The organism is Chlorobium sp., from assembly GCF_036528655.1.
GTDB lineage: Bacteria > Bacteroidota > Chlorobiia > Chlorobiales > Chlorobiaceae > Chlorobium.
Map to the genome: position 1 here is coordinate 36,207 of NZ_JAIGND010000025.1, position 22,774 is coordinate 58,980.

Genomic DNA, 22,774 nt, shown 5'->3' on the forward strand with positions numbered 1-22,774 from the left:
GCTCGCGATGCAAGTGGTACTCAACCAAACCTGAATCATGGCAACTCATTCCGTAACCATACAGAAAAACCCTGTTCTTGAGACCTGTCAGGACTATCTTGCTTTGCGCAGAATGGGAATAGGGTTCATCGAAGCGTCGGGAAGCCGCTGGTGGACGGATTACAACAGTCACGATCCGGGTATTACGATTCTCGAAGCGCTCTGCTATGCCATAACCGATCTCGGCTACCGAACGGAATGGAACATAGAAGATCTTCTGGCCTCACCTCCCGCAGAAGCCGGAGAAAACCTGAAGCAGGCATTCTTTACGGCTCGCGATATTCTGACCGTGAGTCCGCTTACGATAAACGACTACCGGCGTCTGCTCGTCGATATGAATCATGTCGGCAATGCATGGATTTATCCGCGATCCGGCAGCTGCGAAACCGGTTTTGATGCCGATTACGAGCATGGAGAATTGCGTTTCGCACCATCCCGGAACGCAGCCTTTTCGATACCGGTTTCTCCGCTTGGCACGTACGATATTTTTCTGGAACTGGAAAATGACCCGGTACTCGGCGACCTGAACGACCGGAAAATCGGCTACGGATTCTTTGTCGAAACCGGCAGGAGACGCCATGCCGTTACCATGGAATTACGGTTTCCCGAGTGGAATGCCCCCGATTGGGGGAATGCTTCCGATTATGCCGATGAGAATGGAAACCTTGCAAAGGCAATCTCTGCGGTGGAGATACGACCATCCCTGCAGAAGATCGGTATGCCGGACACGCTGCCGGCATCGGAGACAACCCGGCGCTGGCGCCAATGGCATCGGGTATTTTTCGCTTCAATGACCATCAGGTTCGAAGAGCACGCAGCTTTGAAAAACCGGACCGTATCGTCCATCGAGCTGCAGAACGTTCCTTTCATGTTATTCGGAGAGAACGAAGCGAAAACAGCGTTTTCGGTCGAGATGCTCGAAAAATGGGATTTCAGCGAAATTGCTGGCCTGTTCATCAGAAAAACAGCTCAGATCGAACGGGCACTGAAAAGCGTCAGCATGAAACTCGGCAACCATCGCAACCTTTGCGAGGATTTCTGCTGCATTAAGACAGTGAAAATACAGGATGTAGCTGTTTGCGCCGATATCGAGGTGAATGCTGATACGGATATTGAACTGGTACTGGCTCATGTACTCTTCAGGATCGAACGTCTTTTCAATCCTGAAATCAGATTTTTTACGCTTCAGGAGATGCTGGCCGACGGAGTGACGGTAGAGGAGATTTTCGAGGGGCCCCGCCTCGATCACGGATTCATCAGAACGACGGATCTTGAACAGTCGGTTCTTGCTTCGCAGCTTCGTACTTCCGATATCATTAACGAACTGATGGAAATCGAAGGCATCATCGCCATTAATAATCTCTTGCTTACGCGTTACGATCAGGATGGCTTTCCGGAAAGCGGCGTCGCCGACGGCGGTGAGGGAAAACACAAGGATAAAATAAGTGCCGAATGGAGCCTTGAAATCGATGATGACTCTCAGCCCAGGTTGTCGATCACGCTCTCAAAGTTCATTTTTCATAAAAATGGTCTGCCGTTCATTCCTCGCTCCAGCGAAGTTATCGATACCCTCAACCAGCTTCGGGGAGAGGTTGAACGCCTGAAAATCCGCAGTCCCGGCGTCGAGGAGCTCGATCTGCCCGTGCCCGAAGGCATTTATCGCCAACCTGACGGGTTCACTCCGGTACAGTACCTGTTTCCTCTCACCTACGGAATCGGAGCGGAAGGCGTTCACTCGCCTGCGACAGATAAACGGATTGCGCAGGCGCGTCAGCTGAAAGCTTATCTGATGGTGTTCGAACAAATGCTGGCAAACGCGTTTTCCCAACTGGCTAACCTCAGAAAACTCTTTTCCCTGGACGAGACACTCAAACAAAGCTACTTTGTCCGCAATCTGAGAGACGAAAAGCTGATCAGCGGCGTATCCGATCTGATCGATTCCTCCCTGACGAAGAGCGTGCTCGAACTGCTTGTCGAAAACGAACCGGACAGGACGGAACGCAGAAACCGCTTTCTTGACCATCTCCTTGCGAGATTTGGCGAACAGTTTTCGGAATACACCCTCCTGCTTTCGAACCACGAGGGTTCTCAGGTAGCCTCGGATGATCTGATCGAAAGCAAATGTTCATTTCTCAAAGCCTATCCGAAGATAAGCTGCAACAGGGCCAGGAGTTTCAATTACCGGGTGACCCCGATGGAAAAGGATCCCCGGACGTCACTGCGTCAACGGATAGCGTTGCTGCTGGGTCTTGAAGCGGATATGGAGCCGGAAATAATTATCGTCGAGCATCTGCTGTTACGACCGAAATTCCCCGGTGACGCGCTTATGGAGGTATGCCTTGGCAAACAAGGCCCGAACGAAGCCGAAACCGATCCTTACTCGTTTCAGTGTACGGTGATCATGCCAGGATGGGCGGCGCCGTTCGATACCGATATTGAATTGAGACGATTCGCCGAAAGAACCATACGAATGGAATTACCCGCTCATCTGTTGTGCAGGATATGCTGGGCAAGTGACCTTGCATTCGGCGATGAGAGAAAAGAGGAACTGGAACATAAACTTGCCTCTCTGCTTTACGAAGAGGGCAGGAATGCGGGAAACGCCAGGCCCGGCAGAAGCAGCGCGGAAAAAGGAGCAAAAAAAATTTATGCGGCAGCACAAGCGGCCTCTGCCGGGTTTTTACGAAAAAAAACGATGGACGAGCCCGCAAACGCACATGTTGCATCGGATAAAGCCGGCAGGATGTGGCTCGAAAAAACGCCCCCTTACGTAACGCTCTATGGCGGCGTCAGAAATTACGACGTCATCGGCGACCGGATTTCCAGTCTGCTTTCGACGCATTTCAGCCGGATTGCCCGGGAAAACCGATGGGAACTTCACCGCCGATTCAAGGAAGCATGGAATCACTGGCGGGAACTCAATGCCGGATTCGACTGGTGCATGGAACAGGTGAGGACGAAAATCGATGCCGCTATACAAACGACGATCGGCTTACCCGGCCCTCGGGCGGCAGCAGGAATGCTGGCCGTGGAGTTCGCCGCATGCTTTTCGCAGGAGATGAAAAACAATGTCATGAAGGGCATAGCCATCAGCCTCGATGGAAGCCCGACGGAAGTCCGCAGGATTTTCACGATAGCGCTGAAACAGACAACGATACCTTTAAAGCAGAACGGTGTGACTACCGCTGAGATTGACAACCTGGGCAATCGCCTTGCAGAGATCTATGCCGGTTATATCGAGATAACCATGGCTCTCTGGAACGTCCTGCTGCTGCTCCCGGAACTCTCGAGCAGCTACCCTTCCGCAACCCTGCATGATTGTGACGATGGCAACGACCGGAACCCTGTTCGCCTCGGCAGCACAAGCCTGGGAGAAAACATGATGCGTGACGCCTGAATTCGATTCTGCAATGCCCAAACAAAGCCAGTTATGAGACCAAATACAACGGAATATCCGGTTTTCGAGTCCAATCAGGTTCTGACCGCCACGCACCTGAACAACATGCAGAATTATCTGGATGAACAGAACCGTCTGACAAGAAGCGCCCTTTACGGCATTGGCGTTGTCTGCGGACTGGACGTCGGTTTCACAAAATCGAACGGCACTTCTGCTGCAATCCTGACAATCACCCCCGGTTTCGGGGTGACAAGCGAGGGCTTTACGGCAATTCTTGGCGAACGGGACTTCGTGGCGGACAGGTACCGTGTTTTCACTGTTGAAGACGGGTATCCGCTGCTTTCAAGTGCCCGGAAAAACAAATACGATCTCTGGGAACTGCTTGATGCCGACCATGACGATTACGGCAAGGGGCTCCCTCTGACCGACGATATACCTGATAAAAAAGTCGTCCTCCTCTATGTGGAACTGCTTCAGCATGACCTGAAAAATTGCAGCGCGACATCGTGCGACGATATGGGCATGAAGGTGGCGGTCAATGTCAGAAAGCTGCTTATCAAAGAGAGCGACATGGTTACGCTCCACGAGGAAATCGCCGCTGATACGAAGGCTGAGCAGAGTGTCGGCGATTTTGTTCCCGATCTGGCTTCCCGGTTCAGGTTGCCGGACATCGCATTGCCGAGAGTTGACGTACCGGCATCGAACATGGTCGACGGCCCGTCGATCTTCGACGCCTACAGGAAAATCCTGTCGCCCGGCCTGAGCAGAAACTCACCGTTCCTGAAAATCGGATCGGCACTGGATGATTGTTACAAGGCGTTCAGACCGATACTGCCCGCGCTGAGATGGAAATTTTCCGACAAACTGCACAAAATCAGTGCGTTGTACGAAAAATACCAGAGTGAGACAAACGTCATTTTTTCGCAGTATTTCCATGATTTTCTGGCCGATCTCATCAATGCCTATGATGAATTCAAATGGAAAGCCGCCGAGTTCACGGCACTGTGCAATCCTCCGCGAACGCTCTTTCCCCGGCATCTGGAACTTGGCGAAACCAGGAACAGTTCCGGGCCGATAATGTACCGTCATTATTTCCGTCCGTCCCCGGCTCTTGCCGCAGGAAAGCCGTCCGGCGAAGCTGTCCGGCAACTGTTCCTGCGACTCAGGCTGATGGTCGAGCAATTCGAGGTTCCTTCCCTGCCGGTTACCGGTACTCCGGATACGGCAATAAAAATCACACCGAGCCGGTCGGGAGACGTTCCGCTTTCGCTCAGATCCATTCCGTCTTACTACGCATACTCAAAGACGCTGCCTGAAGCATGGAATATCGGGGAAACGAAATGGGGACGCAAGGCAGAAGTTCTCGGCTATCATGTCGATGGAAGCGAGAAAGCGCTTGTATCGGATCTTGAACGTTACAACTTTTTCCGTATCGAAGGACACCTTGGGTTTGACTGGCGCAAATCCATACAATGCCTGCTTGGAAAAATCAGAACGTACAGGCTTCCTTTCGATGTGGTAGCTCTCAATGCCCATCCGGCGGCTCTTTCGGCCAAGACATACGGTGCCGATTCGGCAACTGTCTGCCTTACAAGCGATCTTGAAGTCATTTACGAGGCATGGAAAAGTGAGCTGGAATGCCTGATGCGCGAGAAAATAAAGAAACTGACCGATTTCCATTTCCGGAAGGAAACCGATCCCTTCGACGGAATCGGCAGAACCCCAACGGTTGCTCCGGTTGCGGGAATCAGAAAAGTTTCCCGGAAATTCGACGTTGAATCTTCAGTTGTGACCACGGAGGGATCGTTCGGCAGAATCCTGATCGACTCAATGAAAAGCTCATCGGGTAAATCGTCCCTGAAACTGCAGGATACGTTCAAGAAATCACTTCTGAAAGAAAACCCTGATCTTGCTGCCTTGCCGGTTAAAGAGTATGACATCGCAATCGGACTCCGCCTCGATACGCTGACTTCGATGTTAGAGTTTGCCGATGCGTTGCCGGATTCGGCGGAAAAACTCGATTACATGTCGCTCAGGCAGAAGTACGACAATATGACGAACACCCTCGAGAAATACAGGGATGACCTCAAGGAGTATAAACCCTCCACCGAGAATCCGCTGATAACGGAAAATCAGAAAGAGGAAATGCTCGATGAACTGGAGAACCTTCTGAAGAGCTGCCTTATGGAACGCCTCGGCTATCTCGACGAGGAGCTTGATCGGCGCCGCGAGGAACTTGACAAACTGTTCCTTTTCGGCAGATACGCCCTGAAACATCCTGGAATGGCACACAAGGCAGGCGTTCCTCCCGGAGGAACTTTCGTCCTGGTCTACCATGAAGCATCGACAAAAGCGCTCCCGGGCCGATTGAAGGGGGGTCAGAGCTCATACACGATACCCGAACGGGTAGTGATTGCAGACTTTTTCCTGCCATACCGGTGCTGTTCCGACTGTCCGCCGGTGCAATTCGTCATACCGGCGGCACGACCTGTTTTCAGCATGAAACAACAGTGCCCGAACGATGCCGGTATCGCATTGGTCGATCTTGATTTCACCTATCGGATACCGCCCTGCGAAGTAAGAATCGATGGAGCCGAGTATTTGCCGCTTATGGAAGACCGGATAAGTCTGGCTGTCGGCAGGCACCTGGTTACCGTGAGGGACGCCGAAGGCGGCGTCTCGCTGGAACAGTCTATCGAGGTGCGTTCCGGATTCAGCGTGGAAGCTGAAACGCCGGTCTGCGACGAAAGGAAAGAAAGCTACACGGTAAAACTGAAGATCGCCAACGCGAAGCTTCCCGTAACCGTCAATGGCGAGACGGTCGAGACAAACAAGGAAGCGCCGAACATTGTAACATTCACGGTCGGCCCCTGCAAAAGCAGCAAAAGCCTCACGGTCAGGATCGGCGACAGTTCGGATTGCCCTGAAAAAGAGATCACGTTTTCGCATACCTGTTGCGACCTCCCCTGCAAGGGTATGACCCTCCGCCGCGGTTATCGGTTCCCTCTTCCCGCACCGGCCCCGAATCTGGCGCTTGAAGTCGATTTCAGAATCGAATTTCCGCAAGGAAAACAGCTGTTGCTTTCGGAAGAAGTGAAAGAGATTATTCTCAGCGGGGTCGATGTGGCAAAAAAAATGAACGCCCTGATCGACAGGAAAACGGGTATCCCGGGATGGTTTTCTCTGCGCGGCACCCGTGCCTCTGTACTTGTCGAAGATCTTAAGGCATGGGAGATCGACTGTTTCGATTGTCTTGAAAAGAAGTTCTCGCTCGAACTCTCCTGGACGAACCGGATAACCGCCCGTCTGGCCAGTACCGTTTCAGTCAGCGTCAATCCGTCCGGCAGCACGGTGAAAACAAGCTCTGGCGATAACGACATGAAACCTGTTTCCATCCCCGCTTTCGGTGGACTTATGATCGACAGATGCCATCCTGAAATTCCGCCAGGATCATTGTGCGATGAGACGGACCTGAAAATTGCCGTGAAAGCGAAAACCGAGGGAAAAACAGTGACGCTGAGCGCAAGTCCATCGGGATCAGAAAACGCAGCCACCTACCTTTGGGAGGTACCCGGCTCCGTTGAAAAAATCGCTAATGGCCAGAATGCCTCCTTTACGTTCACGCAAACCGGAGACGAAAAAAGTCCGTACCGGGTAACGGCTTTTACGGAAAAAGGTTGCAGTGTCAGCATGGATGGCTCTTTCAGTTTCGATGGCAGGTAGAAGAACGTCCGTTATCAGCAGGAAATAACGATGCCCGAATCGCAGCAGCATGCAATTCTTCGTCACTATCTCGATGTGGAGATGGCAGGAACCGAACAGGAGGCTCTGACACTCAGCCGTTCGCTTTCGGATGTCTGCTCCCGCCTGCTTTTCCCCGCTATCGAGAGGGTTCTTAACCGCTGTTCACCGAATGACGAGTTTCTCGTTATCGAGCGTCTCGATATCGACGCCGGTTGCATCAGCCTGAACGGCGTTGCTGAGGAGTTGCCGGATCTGGTTTCCGTCGCTCTTGAACAGGCCCTGAAAGCAACAACAACGGTTCATGGCCAGTCGCGCCATTCCGGAAGTGATCAGCCGAAGCGACGGATAACGGAACCGGAGAGGCTGTTGGAAGCATTTCTTTTCTTTCTTGAACATGGAACGCTTCCCTGGTTTTTCTCCAACGGTTCCCTTTCGATGTTCGAATCGGCATTTACGGGTGTCTGGAAGAGTTCTGCCACTGAAATCGCCCGTTCGGGATTTCACGGAGAATTGTTGCGCGAGAAGCTCCGGTCACGCAGCGCACGGACAAGATTGACCTGCCAGTTCAGCCCGGCTTTCGTCGATGGAATACTTGCTTATTATTCGCAGAAAACCGCAGACATCGCAACCCGGCTGATTGAGGCCACAACCCGATCTGAAAATCACTTTGTCCGTATGGACAGAATCGGACGCTTCGTGCGGGAAGCCGCACTTGCCTGCATCGCGTCGGGATCGAACGCGACAATGAAGCTACTGCTCGCGGAGCTGCAATCGGTTCCGGAACGTGCCGATACGCTCTCTGTCGAGCGGGAGTGGCTGCGTTCATGGATAACAATGAACAGCTCCGTTATGGAAAAAGGCGTCTCTGACAGTACCGCAAAAAACGAAAAAAAACATTCGCGGAAGGCCGATGTCAGAGAAATTCCGCATCAGAAGAATGTTCTGCCGGATGATGTCCGACCCGTCGAAGATTCCCTCAAAGAGCAGACTTCCGGCAGAAGCGGTTCTGCGCTCTCTCAGCTTCATTCCGAAAAAAATGCGCATCCCGGCCCGGGTTCGGAAGGCGGTTCCCCGGATATCGAAACGAAGCCTGTCATGAAGCGCTCGCCAGAGCCGGGTAAAGAGCGTCATGCTCCAGCGGCAGATATGATCTCCTCGGAATCAGAAGGCGATATGGCTGGTTCGGCGAATATCGATACGGAAGGCCGGGGCGCTCACTGCGACGAGACATGTTCCGACGAAAAGAAAACTGCGCTTATTAAACCGTTGTCCGGTGATTCGACCGGATCAGCAGGAATGGCTGATTCTGTTTCCTGCCAGGAACATCCCGATTCGGCAACAGGATTGTATATCGACCATGCGGGCCTGGTTCTTCTTCACCCTTTTCTTCCCCTTTTTTTCAGGGGCCTCGGAATTGCCGGTGATGACACATTGCTGCATGAGAATCGCGCCCTGTTCCTGTTGCACTACCTTGTAACCGGAAACTGGTGCGCTGCGGAGTATGAGCTTGTTCTGATGAAAGTTCTCTGCGGTCTTCCGCTTGCATTCGTATCTGAACCGGAAGATCCGTTAAAGCCGGAGGAAGCTGAGGAAGCAGAAGCGCTGCTTGCCGCAGTTATACGCCATTGGGAGGCTTTGAAAAATACCGGTCCGGCAGGACTGCGGGAAACATTTCTGAAACGAAGCGGAAAACTCGTATCGAAAAACGACGGCGAATGGCTTCTGCAGGTTGAATCGAAAGGATATGACATTCTGCTGGATCGGTTGCCATGGGAGATTTCGATGATCAGGCTGCCATGGATGCCGTCGATGCTTCGGGTGGAATGGCTTTCGTAACCCATGATAAAGGGAGAAGATGAAAACAGGCGCGAAAAAATCTTCAAGCACGACACAGCCCGCACTCAACAAGAGTTCGAGCGCTCCTTTTTTCTCAAAAACGGGCGAAGGCACTTTTTTCTCTTCCGCGAGCCCTTCGATTCAGGCCAGAATGCGTGTCGGCAAACCAGGCGACAAACTGGAGCAGGAGGCCGACCGTATGGCCGGAAAGATCATGCGCATGAGCGAGCCTGCTGCAACGCCGACAATGGGTAAGGATGAGAAAATTCGGCGCCGGTCCGATGACCGGCTTCGGAAAAAAGAAAACGACAAGCTACAGAAAGCTCCGGTTACAGAAGAGAAACCGCAAAAACAAGAAGACAAAAAACTTCAGAAAAAGGAAGCCGATGGTAGCGGATCGGTTTCTGCAGGCGTACAGTCGGCAATAACAGGCAGAATGACCGGCGGTCAGGCACTCTCAAAAGATGTCAGAAACTTTATGGAACCGCGTTTCAACGCCGATTTCAGCAGCGTGCGCATACACGACGGCAAAGAATCGGCAAAACTGAGCAATCAGCTCGGCGCACGCGCTTTCACCTACAGAAACCATATCTTTTTCGCAGGCGACCAGTATCGGCCCGGAACGAGCGAAGGAAAACAGCTTCTGGCCCATGAACTGACGCACACGATCCAGCAGGGACATGCCATACAGCGCAGTCCTCAGGGAAGCACAACGCCGACACAGCCGCACATACAGCGATCGGCTGTCGGCGAAATTCTTGACTGGTTTGCCGACAAAGCCAGGCATATCCCGGGGTTCAGAATGTTCACGATCGTGCTCGGTTTGAACCCAATCAATATGAGCGCCGTCGATCGCAGCGCAGCCAATATCCTTCGCGCGCTTGTGGAGTTCATGCCGGGAGGTGCCGTCATTACGCAGGCCCTCGACAATCATGGTATTTTCTCGAAAGTTGCCGGCTGGCTCGAAGAAAAAATCAAGGCTCTCGGCATGGTTGGCAGCATGTTCAGCAGCGCAATCTCGGAATTTGTCGACTCGATCGGCTGGACGGATCTTGCGCCATGGAACTGGGGCAGTCTGTGGAATCGAGCCAAACGGATTTTTACCGCTCCGATCGATCAACTGATCGATTTTGCCAGTGGTGTAGTGACGGATATTCTGACTTTCGTCAAAGATGCCATTCTCAAACCACTGGCAGCTATGGCGCAGGGAACCCGGGGCTATGATCTTTTGTGTGCCCTGCTCGGCGCCGACCCGATTACAGGAGAAGCTGTTCCAGGAACCGCCGATACCCTTATCGGCGGGTTCATGAAGCTGATAGGACAAGGCGAAATCTGGGAAAACATCAAAAAAGGAAACGCCGTTGCTCGTGCATGGGCATGGTTTCAGGGTGCTCTTGCCGGCCTGTTGGGATTCGCCCGCTCGATTCCGCAGAAAATCGTCCAGACCATCACATCACTTACCATTCAGGACATCATCACGGTCGCCGGCGCTTTTACGAAAATCGTATCGGCCTTCGCCAATATCGCCGGCAGCTTTATGAGCTGGGCCTTCAACCAGGTGGTAAACCTGCTGGAGATTCTGTTCTCGGTTGTAGCTCCGGGTGTGATGCCCTATCTCAAAAAAGCCAGATCCGCATTTACGGCAATCCTGAAAAACCCCATCGGTTTTGTCGGAAATCTTGTGCAGGCAGGTAAAAAGGGCTTTCAGGTGTTTGCCGGAAACATTCTCAAGCACCTGAAAGCCGCGCTTATCAAATGGCTGGTCGGGCCCCTTGCCGAAGCGGGCGTCTATATTCCGAAATCGTTCAGCCTGACTGAAATCATCAAGCTGGTGCTTTCGGTACTCGGCCTCACATGGCAGAATATCCGGACAAGGCTCGTCAAAATCATTCCCGAACCGGTTCTGGCCGGGCTCGAAAAAACCGCCGGCATCCTGGTCACGCTTGTCAGGGAGGGTCCGGTGGCTGCATGGGAGCAGATCAAGGCAGAACTGAGCGAACTTAAAGATCAGCTCGTTGCCGAAATTACCCGGATGATCTCCATCGAAGTGGTCAAGGCCGCTGTCATGAAACTGGTAAGCATGCTGAACCCGGCAGGCGCTGTGATTCAGGCAATCATTGCGATCTATAATACCATTACCTTCTTTATCGAAAAGATCAACCAGATCGCAGCCGTCGTAGCCTCGTTCATCGACTCCGTTTCGGCTATCGCCGCTGGCCAGGTTGACGCGGCTGCCAAAAAGGTTGAAACCACGATGGCAAACACGTTGACGGTGGTAATAGCCTTCCTGGCAAAATTCGCCGGACTCGGCGGCATTCCGACAAAAATAGTCGGCATCATCCGCAAAATCCGCAAACCCATCGACAAAGGATTGGACAAGATAGTGGCATGGCTGGGAAAGATGCTGGGAAAGGTGAAAACAGCGGCAAAAGCCGGAATAAGTAAAATTCTCAGCTGGTGGACAAAAAAAGTCCCCGTGACTGCCGGTGGCGAAAAACATAACCTCACATTTCAGGGGAAAGGTAAAAACGCGAAACTCGTTCTTCGATCGACACCGGAAAAACCGTCAGTTTTTCTTGAAACGACAGGAAAGAAAAAGGATATCTCCGACAGTAAACGAAAACAACCTGTCGATACTACAATAACTCATGAAAATAAAATCGAATCGATATTAACCGATCTGCGTGCATATGATGAACAGGCACAAACACCCGCAGGCGAAGATGTTAAAAAAGCGGATACATTGATGGAAAAACTCGACACAAAAATGATTGATCTTTCCACGCATATCGTTACGACACTCAATCAATGGGGGGTAACCGATGATGTGATCAGGGATCTTAAACTACCAAGAGGTAATTTCACCGTTGAACAGAAGCGAGGGATTGCCAGACAACATCCCAATAAAAACGATCTCAAACTCAACTCTCAAGCAGAACTGATCAATCTGCAACAAGGTCTGGCTCGAAGACACGTCGTTTCGTCTTATGACATGGCCCGGCATTATGGAGAAGCCCTTAATGGCAAGAAAACCTCCGAAGGCAAACTGTTGCTTGAACAACGCGGATCTATTGCAGCTTCAAGAACAAAAGTCGATGATTTGAATCAGGAGAGTATCCATAAAGCTGCGCAGGTACGCTATGGCAACTTTTTCGGATACCTTAAAAATATGTTCATAGGCGACAGCAGAGAGAACAGTTCCATTCAGGAACATCTGGATCAGGGGCACCCCGATCTTGCTGACCAGAAACTCGAAGAGCATGTCAGCCATATAAAACGTGCATGGGCTATCGAAAGCAACATGAAAATTTCCCGATTGAATGAAGACTGATAACAGTAACATCGATGATTTGCGCGAAGTACTTCACTGGATCAGGAATCTTGTTACGGGCCGTCTGAAAATTCATTTCAGTCAAATCGATGATTATCTAGTCGAAAATATCGCTTTTTCGGAAGAAACAACCGGATTGGCGTCCTTTGCCATCACGCATCAGCCCACATTTATCGAGTTTGCAGTTCTCGCTCTATCCTACGTCCCCCACATACAGCCAGACTTCTTCAATAAAATCATCGCCGAGTACCTCCCCGACGGCGGCGACTTCCCCGAGTTCGGCTGCGTCAAGGGAACCAACCATCGGGCCATTCTTCCAACCGGCGAGACGGCTCAGTTCATCATTGCCGGAGATGATATCGGAAAGCGCATAGCGGTACAGCGTCTTTTCAGCAGCGAACACTGGTTCGCCAAAGAGCATGTTCTCTGGCTGGAACAGGTCAGGGAGGGCGAACCGGCAATGAGCGGACGGATGATCATGAACCCTGAAATTGTCGAGCTGCTCACGCTTGGTACCGTCAGCAAACCGAGTTTCAGCATTGATTTCCCTGCGGAGCACATCGAAACGGAAATGGACTGGGACGACCTTGTACTTCCGGAAACGACGTTCCGGCAGATTCAGGAAATTGAACAATGGATCGCATGCAACGAGACGCTTATCAACGACTGGGGCATGAAAAAACGGATCAAGCCCGGATACCGCGCGCTTTTTTACGGGCCTCCGGGTACAGGAAAAACCCTGACAGCCATGCTGCTCGGAAAACAGACCGGAAAGGAGGTGTTCAGAATCGATCTGTCGCGTGTTATTTCGAAGTATATCGGCGAAACGGAAAAGAATCTTGCCCGGCTCTTCGACAAGGCAGAAAACAAGAACTGGATACTCTTTTTCGACGAGGCGGATGCGCTCTTCGGCAAACGCACGGATATCCGCGATGCGCACGACAAATATGCAAATCAGGAAGTGGCATACCTGCTCCAGCGGGTCGAGAATTACAATGGTCTGGTGATTCTTGCCTCAAACCAGCGAAGCAACATCGATAACGCTTTTTCCCGACGCTTCCAGAACATCATTCCCTTTCCGATGCCCAGACCGGAAGAACGCCTCAGCATCTGGAAAAAAACCATACCGCAGCAACTCCCTCTCGATATGGACCTCGATATCGAGAACATTGCTCTCCGTTACGAGCTTTCCGGAGCGGCAATTCTGAACATCATTCAGTATTGCTCAATTCAGCTGCTCGCGGATACGGCTCCTTTCCTCACTGCGGAAATGCTCGACGCTGCCGTCAGGCGCGAATATATAAAGGAAGGACGAATCACGTAACGTTCATCAGCAACGAAAGATTAACGCAAAAACAATCCCGAAATACCAGCAAAAGCAACCATCGGCCACGCGCGGAATTCCAATTGCCCCTGGTGGCATCGATGATGCTTTTCAACCTCGACTGAAACCAAATGTTTGCGGTCATTCATCATTTTGTCCGGTAATCTCATTTACAGTAAAAACGCTATATTCGCAGGCAGATATCGCACCATACCTGAAACCGCCAGACTTGATCAGAAAAGCAAAATCATTCTTTGCCGGAGCCGGCATCGGCACACTTGGCGGTCTTATCGGCCTTGGGGGTGCGGAATTCCGTTTGCCGCTCCTGCTCGGCATGTTTGCTTTTCCTCCGTTGGAAGCTGTCATCCTCAACAAAGCCATGAGTCTTCTGGTTGTTGCCTCAGCTCTCCCCTTCAGAACCGCCACCATCTCATGGGAAACCCTGTTCGCTCACTGGCCGATTATCGTCAATCTTTTAGCAGGCAGCATGATTGGCGCCTGGATTGGCGCAAGCTGGGCAACCAGTTTGCGAAGAGAAACGCTTTTCCGGGTGATTGCTGTCCTGCTGGTTGGGATTGCATTGGTGCTCCTGACCGGACACCATACGAACGCGACGGGAACCGCGCTCTTTAATTTGCCTCTCCTGCTCATAACAGCCGGAGTTATAGCTGGTCTCGGCATCGGCATCGTGGCCGCGCTCCTTGGGGTAGCCGGAGGTGAATTGCTCATTCCCGCAATCGTCCTTTTGTTCGGAGTCGATATTAAACTGGCGGGCAGTCTCTCGCTCGCTGTCAGCCTTCCAACCATGCTGGTCAGCTTTGCCCGATACAGCAAGGACAGCAGCTTTGTTGTTCTCGGCGCAAACAAACAGTTTGTCCTGATCATGGCAGCAGGATCTGTTTTCGGAACATGGATAGGCTCCCGGCTGCTCGGTATCATTCCGGACACCTGTTTACTGCCGATGCTCGCAGCAATTCTCCTGATTTCGGCTGTCAAAGTCTGGAAGCATAAATAACGTCCACAGCATTCATTTCAGGGTAACGCACACTCATGAAATGACGGATGATCTTCCTGTAGCACGTCAAAACATTCATAAATCATCCTCAGCTTGCTTTATAATCCGCTTTCTGATGCGCCCCCCTGATTTACTGGACAGTAATCTGAATGTTCTTCCCTAATGCTTCAGCATACTGGTACAGCGTCGAAAGCCCGAGATATTCATTCCTGGCGTTGTTCGGCCAGCACGATCTGTTCCTGCGGTATTTTCCGGAATTTCTTTGCACACCCGTTGGCAAGAATCACAAGCCGTTCCACCGCTTCCGATACATCCTGAGGCCAGACAAATATCCGGTTATATGGCAGCACCTTGAAATAATTCTGTAGGGAGACGATTTCCCGTGTGGTCATATCCACGCAGAACCTGCTGAACCAGGAGCACTTTTCAGTACTTGACAGTTTATTCCTCTGGACAAGCTTCCTGGTGATTTCATGAAGCTTCACGCTCATCCGGCTCTTCCGAATCCCGCATCTCCCGGTAACTGTTCACGTAGAACGCTGCGGCTTGGGGGTCGATGAAATAATAGTGGCGGCAGAGACGGCGGAACAGCTCGACTATCGGGTCGTAGAAACAGAAGTCGAGCAGACCGTCAAGGGTTTGCTTGATATGGCGGGCATCTTTGTTGTCACTGCCGACTATGCTCTCGACAACTGGAGTGTACTGTCGCAGAGCTTGCTCTGTGCATCTCTTGAACGAGGGCTTTTATCGAGCCGAAAGGGTCGTCAGGCGGTTTATTGGGCGGAGTCATACTTTTCTTCAGCTTTTGGGAACAAACCATCGGACGATTCAAGTTACAAAATCGGACGATTATCAGACGATCACACAGAGGAAAGCTATTCGACAAGACTCCAGCGCCAGATCGGACAGGAAAGCGGCGGAAAACAGATTATCACCATGTCAGACAACACAACAGATCGTTTTCTGGGATACCTGAATTGGCTGTTCAATCCATTCCACGGGTTGCAGACAACGGAAGTCTATGATTTGATCGGCACCTCTTCACTTACTGAGCATGCGTTATATCTGAATCTCGGCTATTGGCGGGATGCGGACACAATCGATGAAGCCAGTGAGGACCTTGCGCTTCTGGTGGCGAAAAAAGGCGGCATGGCTCCTTGCGATACCGTATTGGATTGCGGGTATGGTTTTGGCGATCAGGACATTCTCTGGATGAGGACCATGAAACCCGAAAAAATCATCGGGCTGAACATTACGAGTTCTCAGGTTGAGCGCGCCCGGATGAATGTTGCCGATGCGGGTCTATGGAAATCAGTAGACTTAAGGGAAGGCTCGGCAACAGAGATGCCTATCGAAAATGAATCCATCGATCTGGTTGTTTCCGTTGAAAGCGCTTTCCACTACAGAACCCGTGAGGATTTTTTCAGGGAAGCATTCCGCGTTCTGCGGCCGGGAGGAAGGCTTGTGACCGCGGACATTTTGCCGACAGAAAACTCCGATAACCTCTTCAGGCGAATGGAGCAATGGCTTTCATGGAACCTTGTGGCAGGAAAATTCAATATTCCGCATGAAAACTACTATTTAACTCCTTCGTACAGCAACAAACTCTCGAATGCCGGATTTATCAATATCGATGTCACATCGATACGTGAAGATGTCTATAAACCTCTTCATGAGTATCTGTCAGGAAACCGGACATTTGTCGGCAAGCTGCATCCGCTTGCAAAGATTCTTGCACAATTAACGCTCAATCGTTCTGCCCAGAGCGTCTACTGCGGCCTGGACTATATTCTTTCCTATTCGGAAAAGCCATAATCCGGGGAATGTAATCGCAGGTGTATGCAAACCCTGGCGCCTGTTTGAAGATCGCTGGTGCTGTATACTGAGACCCGGAAACGTGCAAATACCGAGCAACAACTCCACATTGGCAAGAACCGGATTTATCATGCACAAAAGAACGTACTCCGCTCCGATCGACTTAAGTTTATGTAATTGCGAGCGTCCCCATTCCGGATGGATTCAGCTTCCGAAGAAGCTGAACGGATGAAACGCCGGGGATGGGCACCTGACATGCATGTGCCCGATCCCCTTTCTTTTTACTGTTTACGGGCAACGAGACGGCCCCGCCCCGTCTTGCCGGCTGCCGAGGCATCGCGCCACAGGGTAATGCCGCGGACAACTTCGTCATACATCTCCTGTCCGTAATTATCCACAATCCCCTGTCGGAAATCGTTCTGCACGTTGTCAAGATACGTTTGAATATGTGTGGCGAAATCGGGGGTAAGATCTTCTTTTTCGATAACCCTCAACCCTGCATTTTCGGCCATTGTCGCATAGCCTTCGAGCGTCTCCATATAGGGAAAAACCATAAACTCGTGCAGCGCCTGCCATTCTGCTGCCGGCATGGGACCGGTTTCAAGCCAGTCGGTAAAAGCAAGAATGCCGCCCGGTTTCAGGACTCGCGCACACTCGTCGATAAGCCGCTTCTTATCAGTGATGTAGCACCACGCATCCTGACCCCATACGACATCGAACGTATTTGCCCGAAAAGGCATATCGAGGGCATTGCCCAGCCTGAATGCGATCTTCCCTGACAGTCCGGCATCTGCCGTGCGCCGGATGGCTTCTTCGTGCATTCGCAGGGTCGCATCCAGACCGGTGATGCTGCAGCCATACGTTCTTGCCAGTTGACGGGCCGGGCCGCCCAGCGCGCTGCACACATCGAGAAGACGACTATCGGCGCCAATACCCGCTTTTTGGGCCAGAATATCGGTCTCCCTGTCACCGCCGACATGAATCTGTTCGCCCATGAGCATTTCCCAGAGAATGCCGCCAGGGCCATCGTAGACCTCATTGACGTTTCCGATAGTGATATCGAGTTTTTTTCCGCTCATCTGAATTGCCTTGTTTTGCATGTTGGAGTTATTCTTCCTGCTCTTTTACCCGAATCAGCCAGCATTTAGGGTCCAGACCGTCCGCATCGCGGTTGTAATGATAGGCGCTGGCCCGGCATCCCCAACAGGATGGATTGTTGATGCACGTATTACAGGGAGCGGGCAGGTTACAGACATCGTGCAGTTTTCCGTGAACGAGAGTGTTGACATGTTCGGCGATGATTTCCCGGAACGGCCTTACGCGGATATTGCCGATGCCTTCGCGAATGACCGAGCAGGGGGTCACGTCGCCGGTGAATGTCACCGTAGCCATGGTGCCGCAGTAATATTTATCAGTGTCCATGGCGGCTATGCTGATGCTGTCGCCGCCGTAGTTGATGCTGTCGCGTTCGGTATAAACCTGCTGTACTTCGGCGAGTTCGGGTTCGAAAGATCTCCAGCCCGAGCCCATTCCTGCGGGATTGAACATGGTCAGGCAGGTACGCAGGCCTTTCTCTTCAAACCACCAACGCATCGTCCGGATGGCGTCTTCCGGGCCCTGCTCTGCGGTGTAGGTGATGCAATTGATCATCTTATCGGCAGGTTTGCCCAGAGCGAGCATATTCGTCACCCCTTCAACGATGGCGTCGATATAGTGAGCATTGCCTCCCCGATGGAGTTTTGCGTAAACTTCCGGAGTGATGGAATCGACGTGAACCGAAACAAAACCGCCCTCGGTTACCTCATGGACCCTGGCGGCAATCTCCCGGTTCCGCAGTGGCAGACCGCTTGTCCAGACATTATTGATAATGCCCAGAGACCGGGCATACTGCATCAGCGCATACCAGTCGGGCCGGACGAGCGGGTCGCCTCCCAGCCAGTCGATAGCCCGGATTTCCAGCGCAGCGGCATCGTCGAGCAGGCTGCGGATTTCAAGCGAGGTGAGTCCGTAACTCTCCCGGGATGTTGAACCGGCATAGCAGTAGAGGCACCCCTGCTGGCAGGCATCGGTGGTTTCGATTTGCAGGGCGTAAAGTCTTTTCTCTGCAAAGTATCGTTTTTGTTCTTCTTCATGTCCGACGGCCAGACCGCCATATCGATTCAGATGATCGTTGATGCAGGCACCCATGATATGCTCTCCGGGAAATTATGAAACGTTGCGGCACTTCAGTAACCGCATGTCCAATAGGTCTTCAACAGGAATAAAGGTTCCTTTGAACTTTTTCCCGTCAAACAGGCAAGAGATCCGGTTATTTCGGTAAGTTGAAAAAAGCTCAACCTTCGGAATCGAAAACCGCCACGTTACATCCCATGATTGTCAGAATGATGTCCGACATCCACAACGAGTTCCATATCGGGGAGAACGGCTCGGACTATAGCGTTCCGGAAATGGCCGATGACAAGAAATCCATCCTCATCCTTGCCGGAGACATCGGCCTCCTCAGCTTGCAGCAGACGTGGCTCGGTTTTCTTTCGCAATGCTCGAGCAGCTTCAAAAACATTTTCGTGGTTGAAGGCAACCATGAGTGGTATCACGGCAACATCGAAAAACACTGCTGGCAGAACGCTATTGCCGGGCACGGATTGCACAACGTCCATACCGGTCGGCTCATTCTGGAAGAGGAAAAAATCGCCATCATCGGCGCTACGCTCTGGACTGATTTTTTCGGTGGCAACCCCATCGCCATGTTCGATGCCAGTCAGGGACTCCAGGACTATCGCCTGATAAAGGTCGGTGCCGATTATCGCCGTTTACAGCCGGAATACATTCTCGCCCTCCACCAAAAACAGAAAAAGAGGCTTTTTGAAAACACCGATCGCTATGCGGATCTCGGGTACACCGTAATCGTAGCAACGCACCACCACCCCTCGCTGCAGGGAATAGCGCCCTTCTATAGCAACAACCCCCTTAATGCGGCGTTTGTGTCGGATCTTGACAAAGAGGTGCTCTCCCATAAAATAGACTACTGGATCTGCGGTCACTGCCATACCGCCATGGAATATTCCATCGGCGAAACCAGAGTGATCTGCAACCCCAAAGGCTACGCTCACGAAAACGACAACGGGTTCGATCCGCTCAAAACCCTGAATATGCCTTAGTTCACCTGGCTTACCTCTACTCCTGAGCGCTGCCCGCCCTCAATGATTTGTCAATAATATTTTGGTATTTGTTCAATTATCTCTATGTTCAATTTTATTGAACATAACCGAATCATGAACACACCAGACTGATCATGACCGACCCGAAACTGAAACACACGGGATACGACGAAGAGATCCTCCATAAGACTATGGAGACCCTGGCAAAGCTTGTCCCACTAGAATACAAGATCGAAAGAGCTCTTGAGAAGTACTGCGACTACATTGTCAAGGGTACGGTGCAGGGACATCCTTTCGTATGGTCTGTGGAAGAAAAAAAAAGATTCACCAAAACTGACGAGCCTCGCATCTTGATAGACAAGGACAAGGCTGCTCAGCCGTTCGTGCTGGCGACCCGATATATCCCGCCAGAAACTGCGGAAAGATTGCGCGTTGCCGGTATTCAGTTTATCGATACGGTCGGAAATGCGTTTATCCAGGGGCCCTCTCTCCTTATCTGGGTGAAAGGAAACAAGCCAGAAAAACCTGAACTCCTCCCCCAGACTGGCCGCCTTTTCAAAGGTGTTGGCTTGAGGGTCGTCTATGCTTTGTTATGCAAGCCAGAACTTCTTGAAAGACCATATCGCGATCTCGCAGAGGCAACCGGAGTCGCTCTGGGAACGGTAAAAAATACCCTGGCTGAACTTGCAGAGAAAAATTTCGTCCTCAACATGGGCAAACAGGGCAAAAGACTCCTGAACAGAAAAGAGCTGTTCGAGCGCTGGACAGCAGCGTACCCCGATGCTTTGAAGCCGAAACTCTTGCTGGGACGGTTCCGGGGAGAACGATATTGGTGGAATGACCTCCAGTTGGACGCTACCGTTGCCCAGTGGGGTGGCGAAGTTGCCGCTGCGAAACTGACCGGATACCTGAAGCCTGGGACCGTGACCATTTACACGGGTAAAAAACAACTGGCTGAATTTGTCATCAACAACCGGCTAAAAAAGGATCCGAAAGGGGATGTGGAAATACTCGAACGCTTCTGGCAACCAGGCTGGGGCCTCGATGAAGGCGACACTGTAAACCCCTTCCTGATTTATGCCGATCTTGTCGCCCTGGGCGACCAACGAACCATGGAAACCGCAAGAATGATCTATGAACAACAAATTGAGGGATATTTCGGGCAGGATTGACCCCGACATTGTATCCATACTGAAAAACATCACGGACGTTACAAATAAGCTGGGCATACCGTTTTTCGTTGAAGGAGCTTTTGCGCGAGACGTAATCTTCGAGCATCTCCACGGCATCCATACTGCTCGTGCAACAAGAGACATTGACATCGGGGTTGAAGTTCCCGGCTGGGAAGCATTCACACTCCTTACAGACACAATGGTTTCCCGAGGCCATCTCACGGCTACCAAACAGCCTCACCGTTTCGAAGCCGTCTCTTCGGCCATTCTTATCGACATCGTGCCTTATGGATCAATCAGCGACGATGTGAAACAAATCAGCTGGCCCCCGGATCATGAGCGCGTCATGAGTATGCTTGGATTTGAAGAGGCCTGGCAATCCGCATTAACCGTTCGCCTGAGGAAGGAACCTCCATTGGACATACGGGTTCCATCAATGGCGGCATTGGCGCTCCTTAAAATCATATCATGGGATGATGCTTACCCGCACCGCAGTCGAGACGCGGAAGATCTGTATTTCATGCTCTACAACTGTGGCAAGACACAAGACATGCAGTTGACGCTTTACGAGACATATCCACATTTGCTGGAGCAAGAAGGATTCGATCCCGATCTGGCAGCGATTCGGTTGCTCGGACAAGAAATAGCACAATTAGTCAATACAAGAACATTGCACGCCGTACAAGAAATCCTGTTCAGGGAATCCGAAGAGATCGGTGAACTCAGGCTACTTCGTGATATCGCCAAGGAATCAATAAACAGCAAATTTGAGCAAGCGTTACAATTCCTGAAAAAGCTCCTGCAAGGGACTCAAGGATAACCGAATCATTACAACACGACGATATGAAATCGCCACTTTATTTTTGGAGAGGTAGCAATAAAAACACAAGTACATGCTCATGAAGGACTTATGCGACGCCACCATTCTCACGTCGCATATGCGTCGCAGATTTGATCGCATAAAGCATAAAAAACGCGCAACAACACGAAATATTGAGGCTTAAACACTCATTTTTTAATGCATTTATACAGCACTATAAAAAAACCGGCACTTTTTCAGAAAAAAGATAAAGCCATGTAAGTCATCTTCTTACATGGCTTTATAAGGAATACCGTGGGCGATAGAAGATTCGAACTTCTGACCTCTACAGTGTAAAGGAAAAACGAATAGACCCATATCATTATATTATAAACACTTAGACGGCATTCAAAAATTTTGCCGTGGCAATGGCGTAACACTTTTGAGATTAAAATCCATGAGCAACCATTAAAATCCATCACAACAGTAGGGCAAAGGTATCCATGTCGAAGGGGTCTGTCAGCAGACAGTAATTTCAGAATAGACCATCTCTTACTTGAAGAAAACTTTCTGCGGTTTGTCAGTCGCCTTTCGAACACATGGAGGCAGAAATTCATCTAACTGGCATTATCAGCTGGACTTAATGGCATCAAACGCCGCTCTGACAAAAAATTATCATTAATCGACGCACTTTTTGATACTGCTGATCATCTTGTTGACTTCAATAACGTCAGAAGAAAGCTCGGTCAGCTTCTTCTGAATCTCCAGAATCTTGGCGACACACTGGTCATAGAGCTCCTGATTTTTTTCTGAACAGCTTCCCTCCCCCTTTCGTCTTCCCGTAATGATGTAATCGACATCGATCCCGACAGCCTCAAGCTTTTTCCGCAGAATCTTGCCGATCATGCTGCGCCCATTGACGTAATGGGTCAGATAGCTCCCATCACTGGCCCCAATGGCCTTGGCGAGGGCTATCTGCGTCCCAAACTGTTCCCTGATTACTTCCCTGAACCGGTTTGCCTGCTCTTTATATACTACTTCCCGAGCTGCCATGACCCCCTCGATCTTGTTGCGATATTGATAAGATTTTACTATATAAAATTAACGCTTATCAATTTATAGTAAAATATATTAATAAATATCA

At 51.0% G+C, this 22,774-nt stretch carries 14 protein-coding genes; 10 read left to right on the forward strand and 4 right to left on the reverse strand.

All coding sequences use genetic code 11. The annotated features are described in order from the left end of the window. Positions 1 to 37 precede the first annotated feature (37 nt). The 6 genes from K4305_RS07250 to K4305_RS07275 all read left to right on the forward strand — a co-directional run bounded on the left by K4305_RS07250 (position 38) and on the right by K4305_RS07275 (position 14,686). Complete coding sequence (locus tag K4305_RS07250; protein WP_331561743.1) at positions 38 to 3,436, forward strand: hypothetical protein; 3,399 nt, start codon at positions 38 to 40, stop codon at positions 3,434 to 3,436. A 33-nt stretch (positions 3,437 to 3,469) separates the two neighbouring features. Further along, on the forward strand, positions 3,470 to 7,159 hold the full coding sequence (locus K4305_RS07255) for a PKD domain-containing protein (RefSeq protein WP_331561744.1): 3,690 nt from the start codon (positions 3,470 to 3,472) through the stop codon (positions 7,157 to 7,159). 30 nt (positions 7,160 to 7,189) lie between these two features. After that, positions 7,190 to 9,016, forward strand: coding sequence for a contractile injection system tape measure protein (locus K4305_RS07260; protein ID WP_331561745.1), 1,827 nt, complete (start codon positions 7,190 to 7,192; stop codon positions 9,014 to 9,016). Positions 9,017 to 9,035: 19 nt separating this feature from the next. Next, positions 9,036 to 12,347, forward strand: a complete 3,312-nt coding sequence (locus K4305_RS07265) for an eCIS core domain-containing protein (RefSeq protein ID WP_331561746.1) — start codon at positions 9,036 to 9,038, stop codon at positions 12,345 to 12,347. After that, positions 12,337 to 13,671: an ATP-binding protein gene (locus K4305_RS07270; RefSeq protein ID WP_331561747.1), complete on the forward strand. Its 1,335-nt coding sequence runs from the start codon at positions 12,337 to 12,339 to the stop codon at positions 13,669 to 13,671. The genes K4305_RS07265 and K4305_RS07270 overlap by 11 nt, the downstream gene beginning before the upstream one ends. A gap of 229 nt (positions 13,672 to 13,900) precedes the next feature. Next, positions 13,901 to 14,686 (forward strand): sulfite exporter TauE/SafE family protein, encoded by a 786-nt coding sequence (locus tag K4305_RS07275; RefSeq protein ID WP_331561748.1) that lies wholly within the window; start codon positions 13,901 to 13,903, stop codon positions 14,684 to 14,686. 203 nt (positions 14,687 to 14,889) lie between these two features. Here K4305_RS07275 and K4305_RS07280 read toward each other — a convergent pair whose 3' ends face one another. Continuing rightward, positions 14,890 to 15,078 (reverse strand): hypothetical protein, encoded by a 189-nt coding sequence (locus K4305_RS07280; protein WP_331561749.1) that lies wholly within the window; start codon positions 15,076 to 15,078, stop codon positions 14,890 to 14,892. A 544-nt stretch (positions 15,079 to 15,622) separates the two neighbouring features. Here K4305_RS07280 and K4305_RS07285 point away from each other — a divergent pair. Beyond that, on the forward strand, positions 15,623 to 16,501 hold the full coding sequence (locus K4305_RS07285) for a class I SAM-dependent methyltransferase (RefSeq protein WP_442880438.1): 879 nt from the start codon (positions 15,623 to 15,625) through the stop codon (positions 16,499 to 16,501). A gap of 281 nt (positions 16,502 to 16,782) precedes the next feature. Here the strand turns inward: K4305_RS07285 and K4305_RS07290 are convergent, their stop codons facing one another. Together K4305_RS07290 and K4305_RS07295 are read right to left on the reverse strand one after the other, a co-directional pair. After that, positions 16,783 to 17,580 (reverse strand): methyltransferase domain-containing protein, encoded by a 798-nt coding sequence (locus K4305_RS07290; RefSeq protein ID WP_331561751.1) that lies wholly within the window; start codon positions 17,578 to 17,580, stop codon positions 16,783 to 16,785. Positions 17,581 to 17,608: 28 nt separating this feature from the next. Further along, entirely contained in the window at positions 17,609 to 18,688 is a 1,080-nt protein-coding gene (locus K4305_RS07295) for a radical SAM protein (RefSeq protein WP_331561752.1), read from the reverse strand. A gap of 182 nt (positions 18,689 to 18,870) precedes the next feature. Between K4305_RS07295 and K4305_RS07300 the strand changes: the two genes are divergently transcribed. From K4305_RS07300 to K4305_RS07310, 3 genes are all read left to right on the forward strand, one after another. Beyond that, the gene (locus tag K4305_RS07300) at positions 18,871 to 19,659 is read left to right on the forward strand and encodes a metallophosphoesterase (RefSeq protein WP_331561753.1); all 789 of its coding nucleotides are present in this window, start codon (positions 18,871 to 18,873) and stop codon (positions 19,657 to 19,659) included. 134 nt (positions 19,660 to 19,793) lie between these two features. Continuing rightward, positions 19,794 to 20,831, forward strand: coding sequence for a type IV toxin-antitoxin system AbiEi family antitoxin (locus tag K4305_RS07305; RefSeq protein WP_331561754.1), 1,038 nt, complete (start codon positions 19,794 to 19,796; stop codon positions 20,829 to 20,831). Beyond that, complete coding sequence (locus tag K4305_RS07310) at positions 20,794 to 21,651, forward strand: hypothetical protein (RefSeq protein WP_331561755.1); 858 nt, start codon at positions 20,794 to 20,796, stop codon at positions 21,649 to 21,651. The genes K4305_RS07305 and K4305_RS07310 overlap by 38 nt, the downstream gene beginning before the upstream one ends. A 657-nt stretch (positions 21,652 to 22,308) precedes the next feature. Here K4305_RS07310 and K4305_RS07315 read toward each other — a convergent pair. Beyond that, positions 22,309 to 22,683, reverse strand: a complete 375-nt coding sequence (locus tag K4305_RS07315) for a helix-turn-helix domain-containing protein (RefSeq protein ID WP_331561756.1) — start codon at positions 22,681 to 22,683, stop codon at positions 22,309 to 22,311. Between the last annotated feature and the right edge of the window lie 91 nt (positions 22,684 to 22,774).

What these genes read in the sequence shown, in the direction of transcription:
- K4305_RS07250 (WP_331561743.1), top strand. Translation starts at nt 38, where the DNA reads ATGGCAACTCATTCCGTAACCATACAGAAAAACCCTGTTCTTGAGACC.
- K4305_RS07255 (WP_331561744.1), top strand. Translation starts at nt 3,470, where the DNA reads ATGAGACCAAATACAACGGAATATCCGGTTTTCGAGTCCAATCAGGTT.
- K4305_RS07260 (WP_331561745.1), top strand. Translation starts at nt 7,190, where the DNA reads ATGCCCGAATCGCAGCAGCATGCAATTCTTCGTCACTATCTCGATGTG.
- K4305_RS07265 (WP_331561746.1), top strand. Translation starts at nt 9,036, where the DNA reads ATGAAAACAGGCGCGAAAAAATCTTCAAGCACGACACAGCCCGCACTC.
- K4305_RS07270 (WP_331561747.1), top strand. Translation starts at nt 12,337, where the DNA reads ATGAAGACTGATAACAGTAACATCGATGATTTGCGCGAAGTACTTCAC.
- K4305_RS07280 (WP_331561749.1), bottom strand. Translation starts at nt 15,078, where the DNA reads ATGACCACACGGGAAATCGTCTCCCTACAGAATTATTTCAAGGTGCTG.
- K4305_RS07285 (WP_442880438.1), top strand. Translation starts at nt 15,623, where the DNA reads ATGTCAGACAACACAACAGATCGTTTTCTGGGATACCTGAATTGGCTG.
- K4305_RS07290 (WP_331561751.1), bottom strand. Translation starts at nt 17,580, where the DNA reads ATGAGCGGAAAAAAACTCGATATCACTATCGGAAACGTCAATGAGGTC.
- K4305_RS07295 (WP_331561752.1), bottom strand. Translation starts at nt 18,688, where the DNA reads ATGGGTGCCTGCATCAACGATCATCTGAATCGATATGGCGGTCTGGCC.
- K4305_RS07300 (WP_331561753.1), top strand. Translation starts at nt 18,871, where the DNA reads ATGATTGTCAGAATGATGTCCGACATCCACAACGAGTTCCATATCGGG.
- K4305_RS07305 (WP_331561754.1), top strand. Translation starts at nt 19,794, where the DNA reads ATGACCGACCCGAAACTGAAACACACGGGATACGACGAAGAGATCCTC.
- K4305_RS07310 (WP_331561755.1), top strand. Translation starts at nt 20,794, where the DNA reads ATGAACAACAAATTGAGGGATATTTCGGGCAGGATTGACCCCGACATT.
- K4305_RS07315 (WP_331561756.1), bottom strand. Translation starts at nt 22,683, where the DNA reads ATGGCAGCTCGGGAAGTAGTATATAAAGAGCAGGCAAACCGGTTCAGG.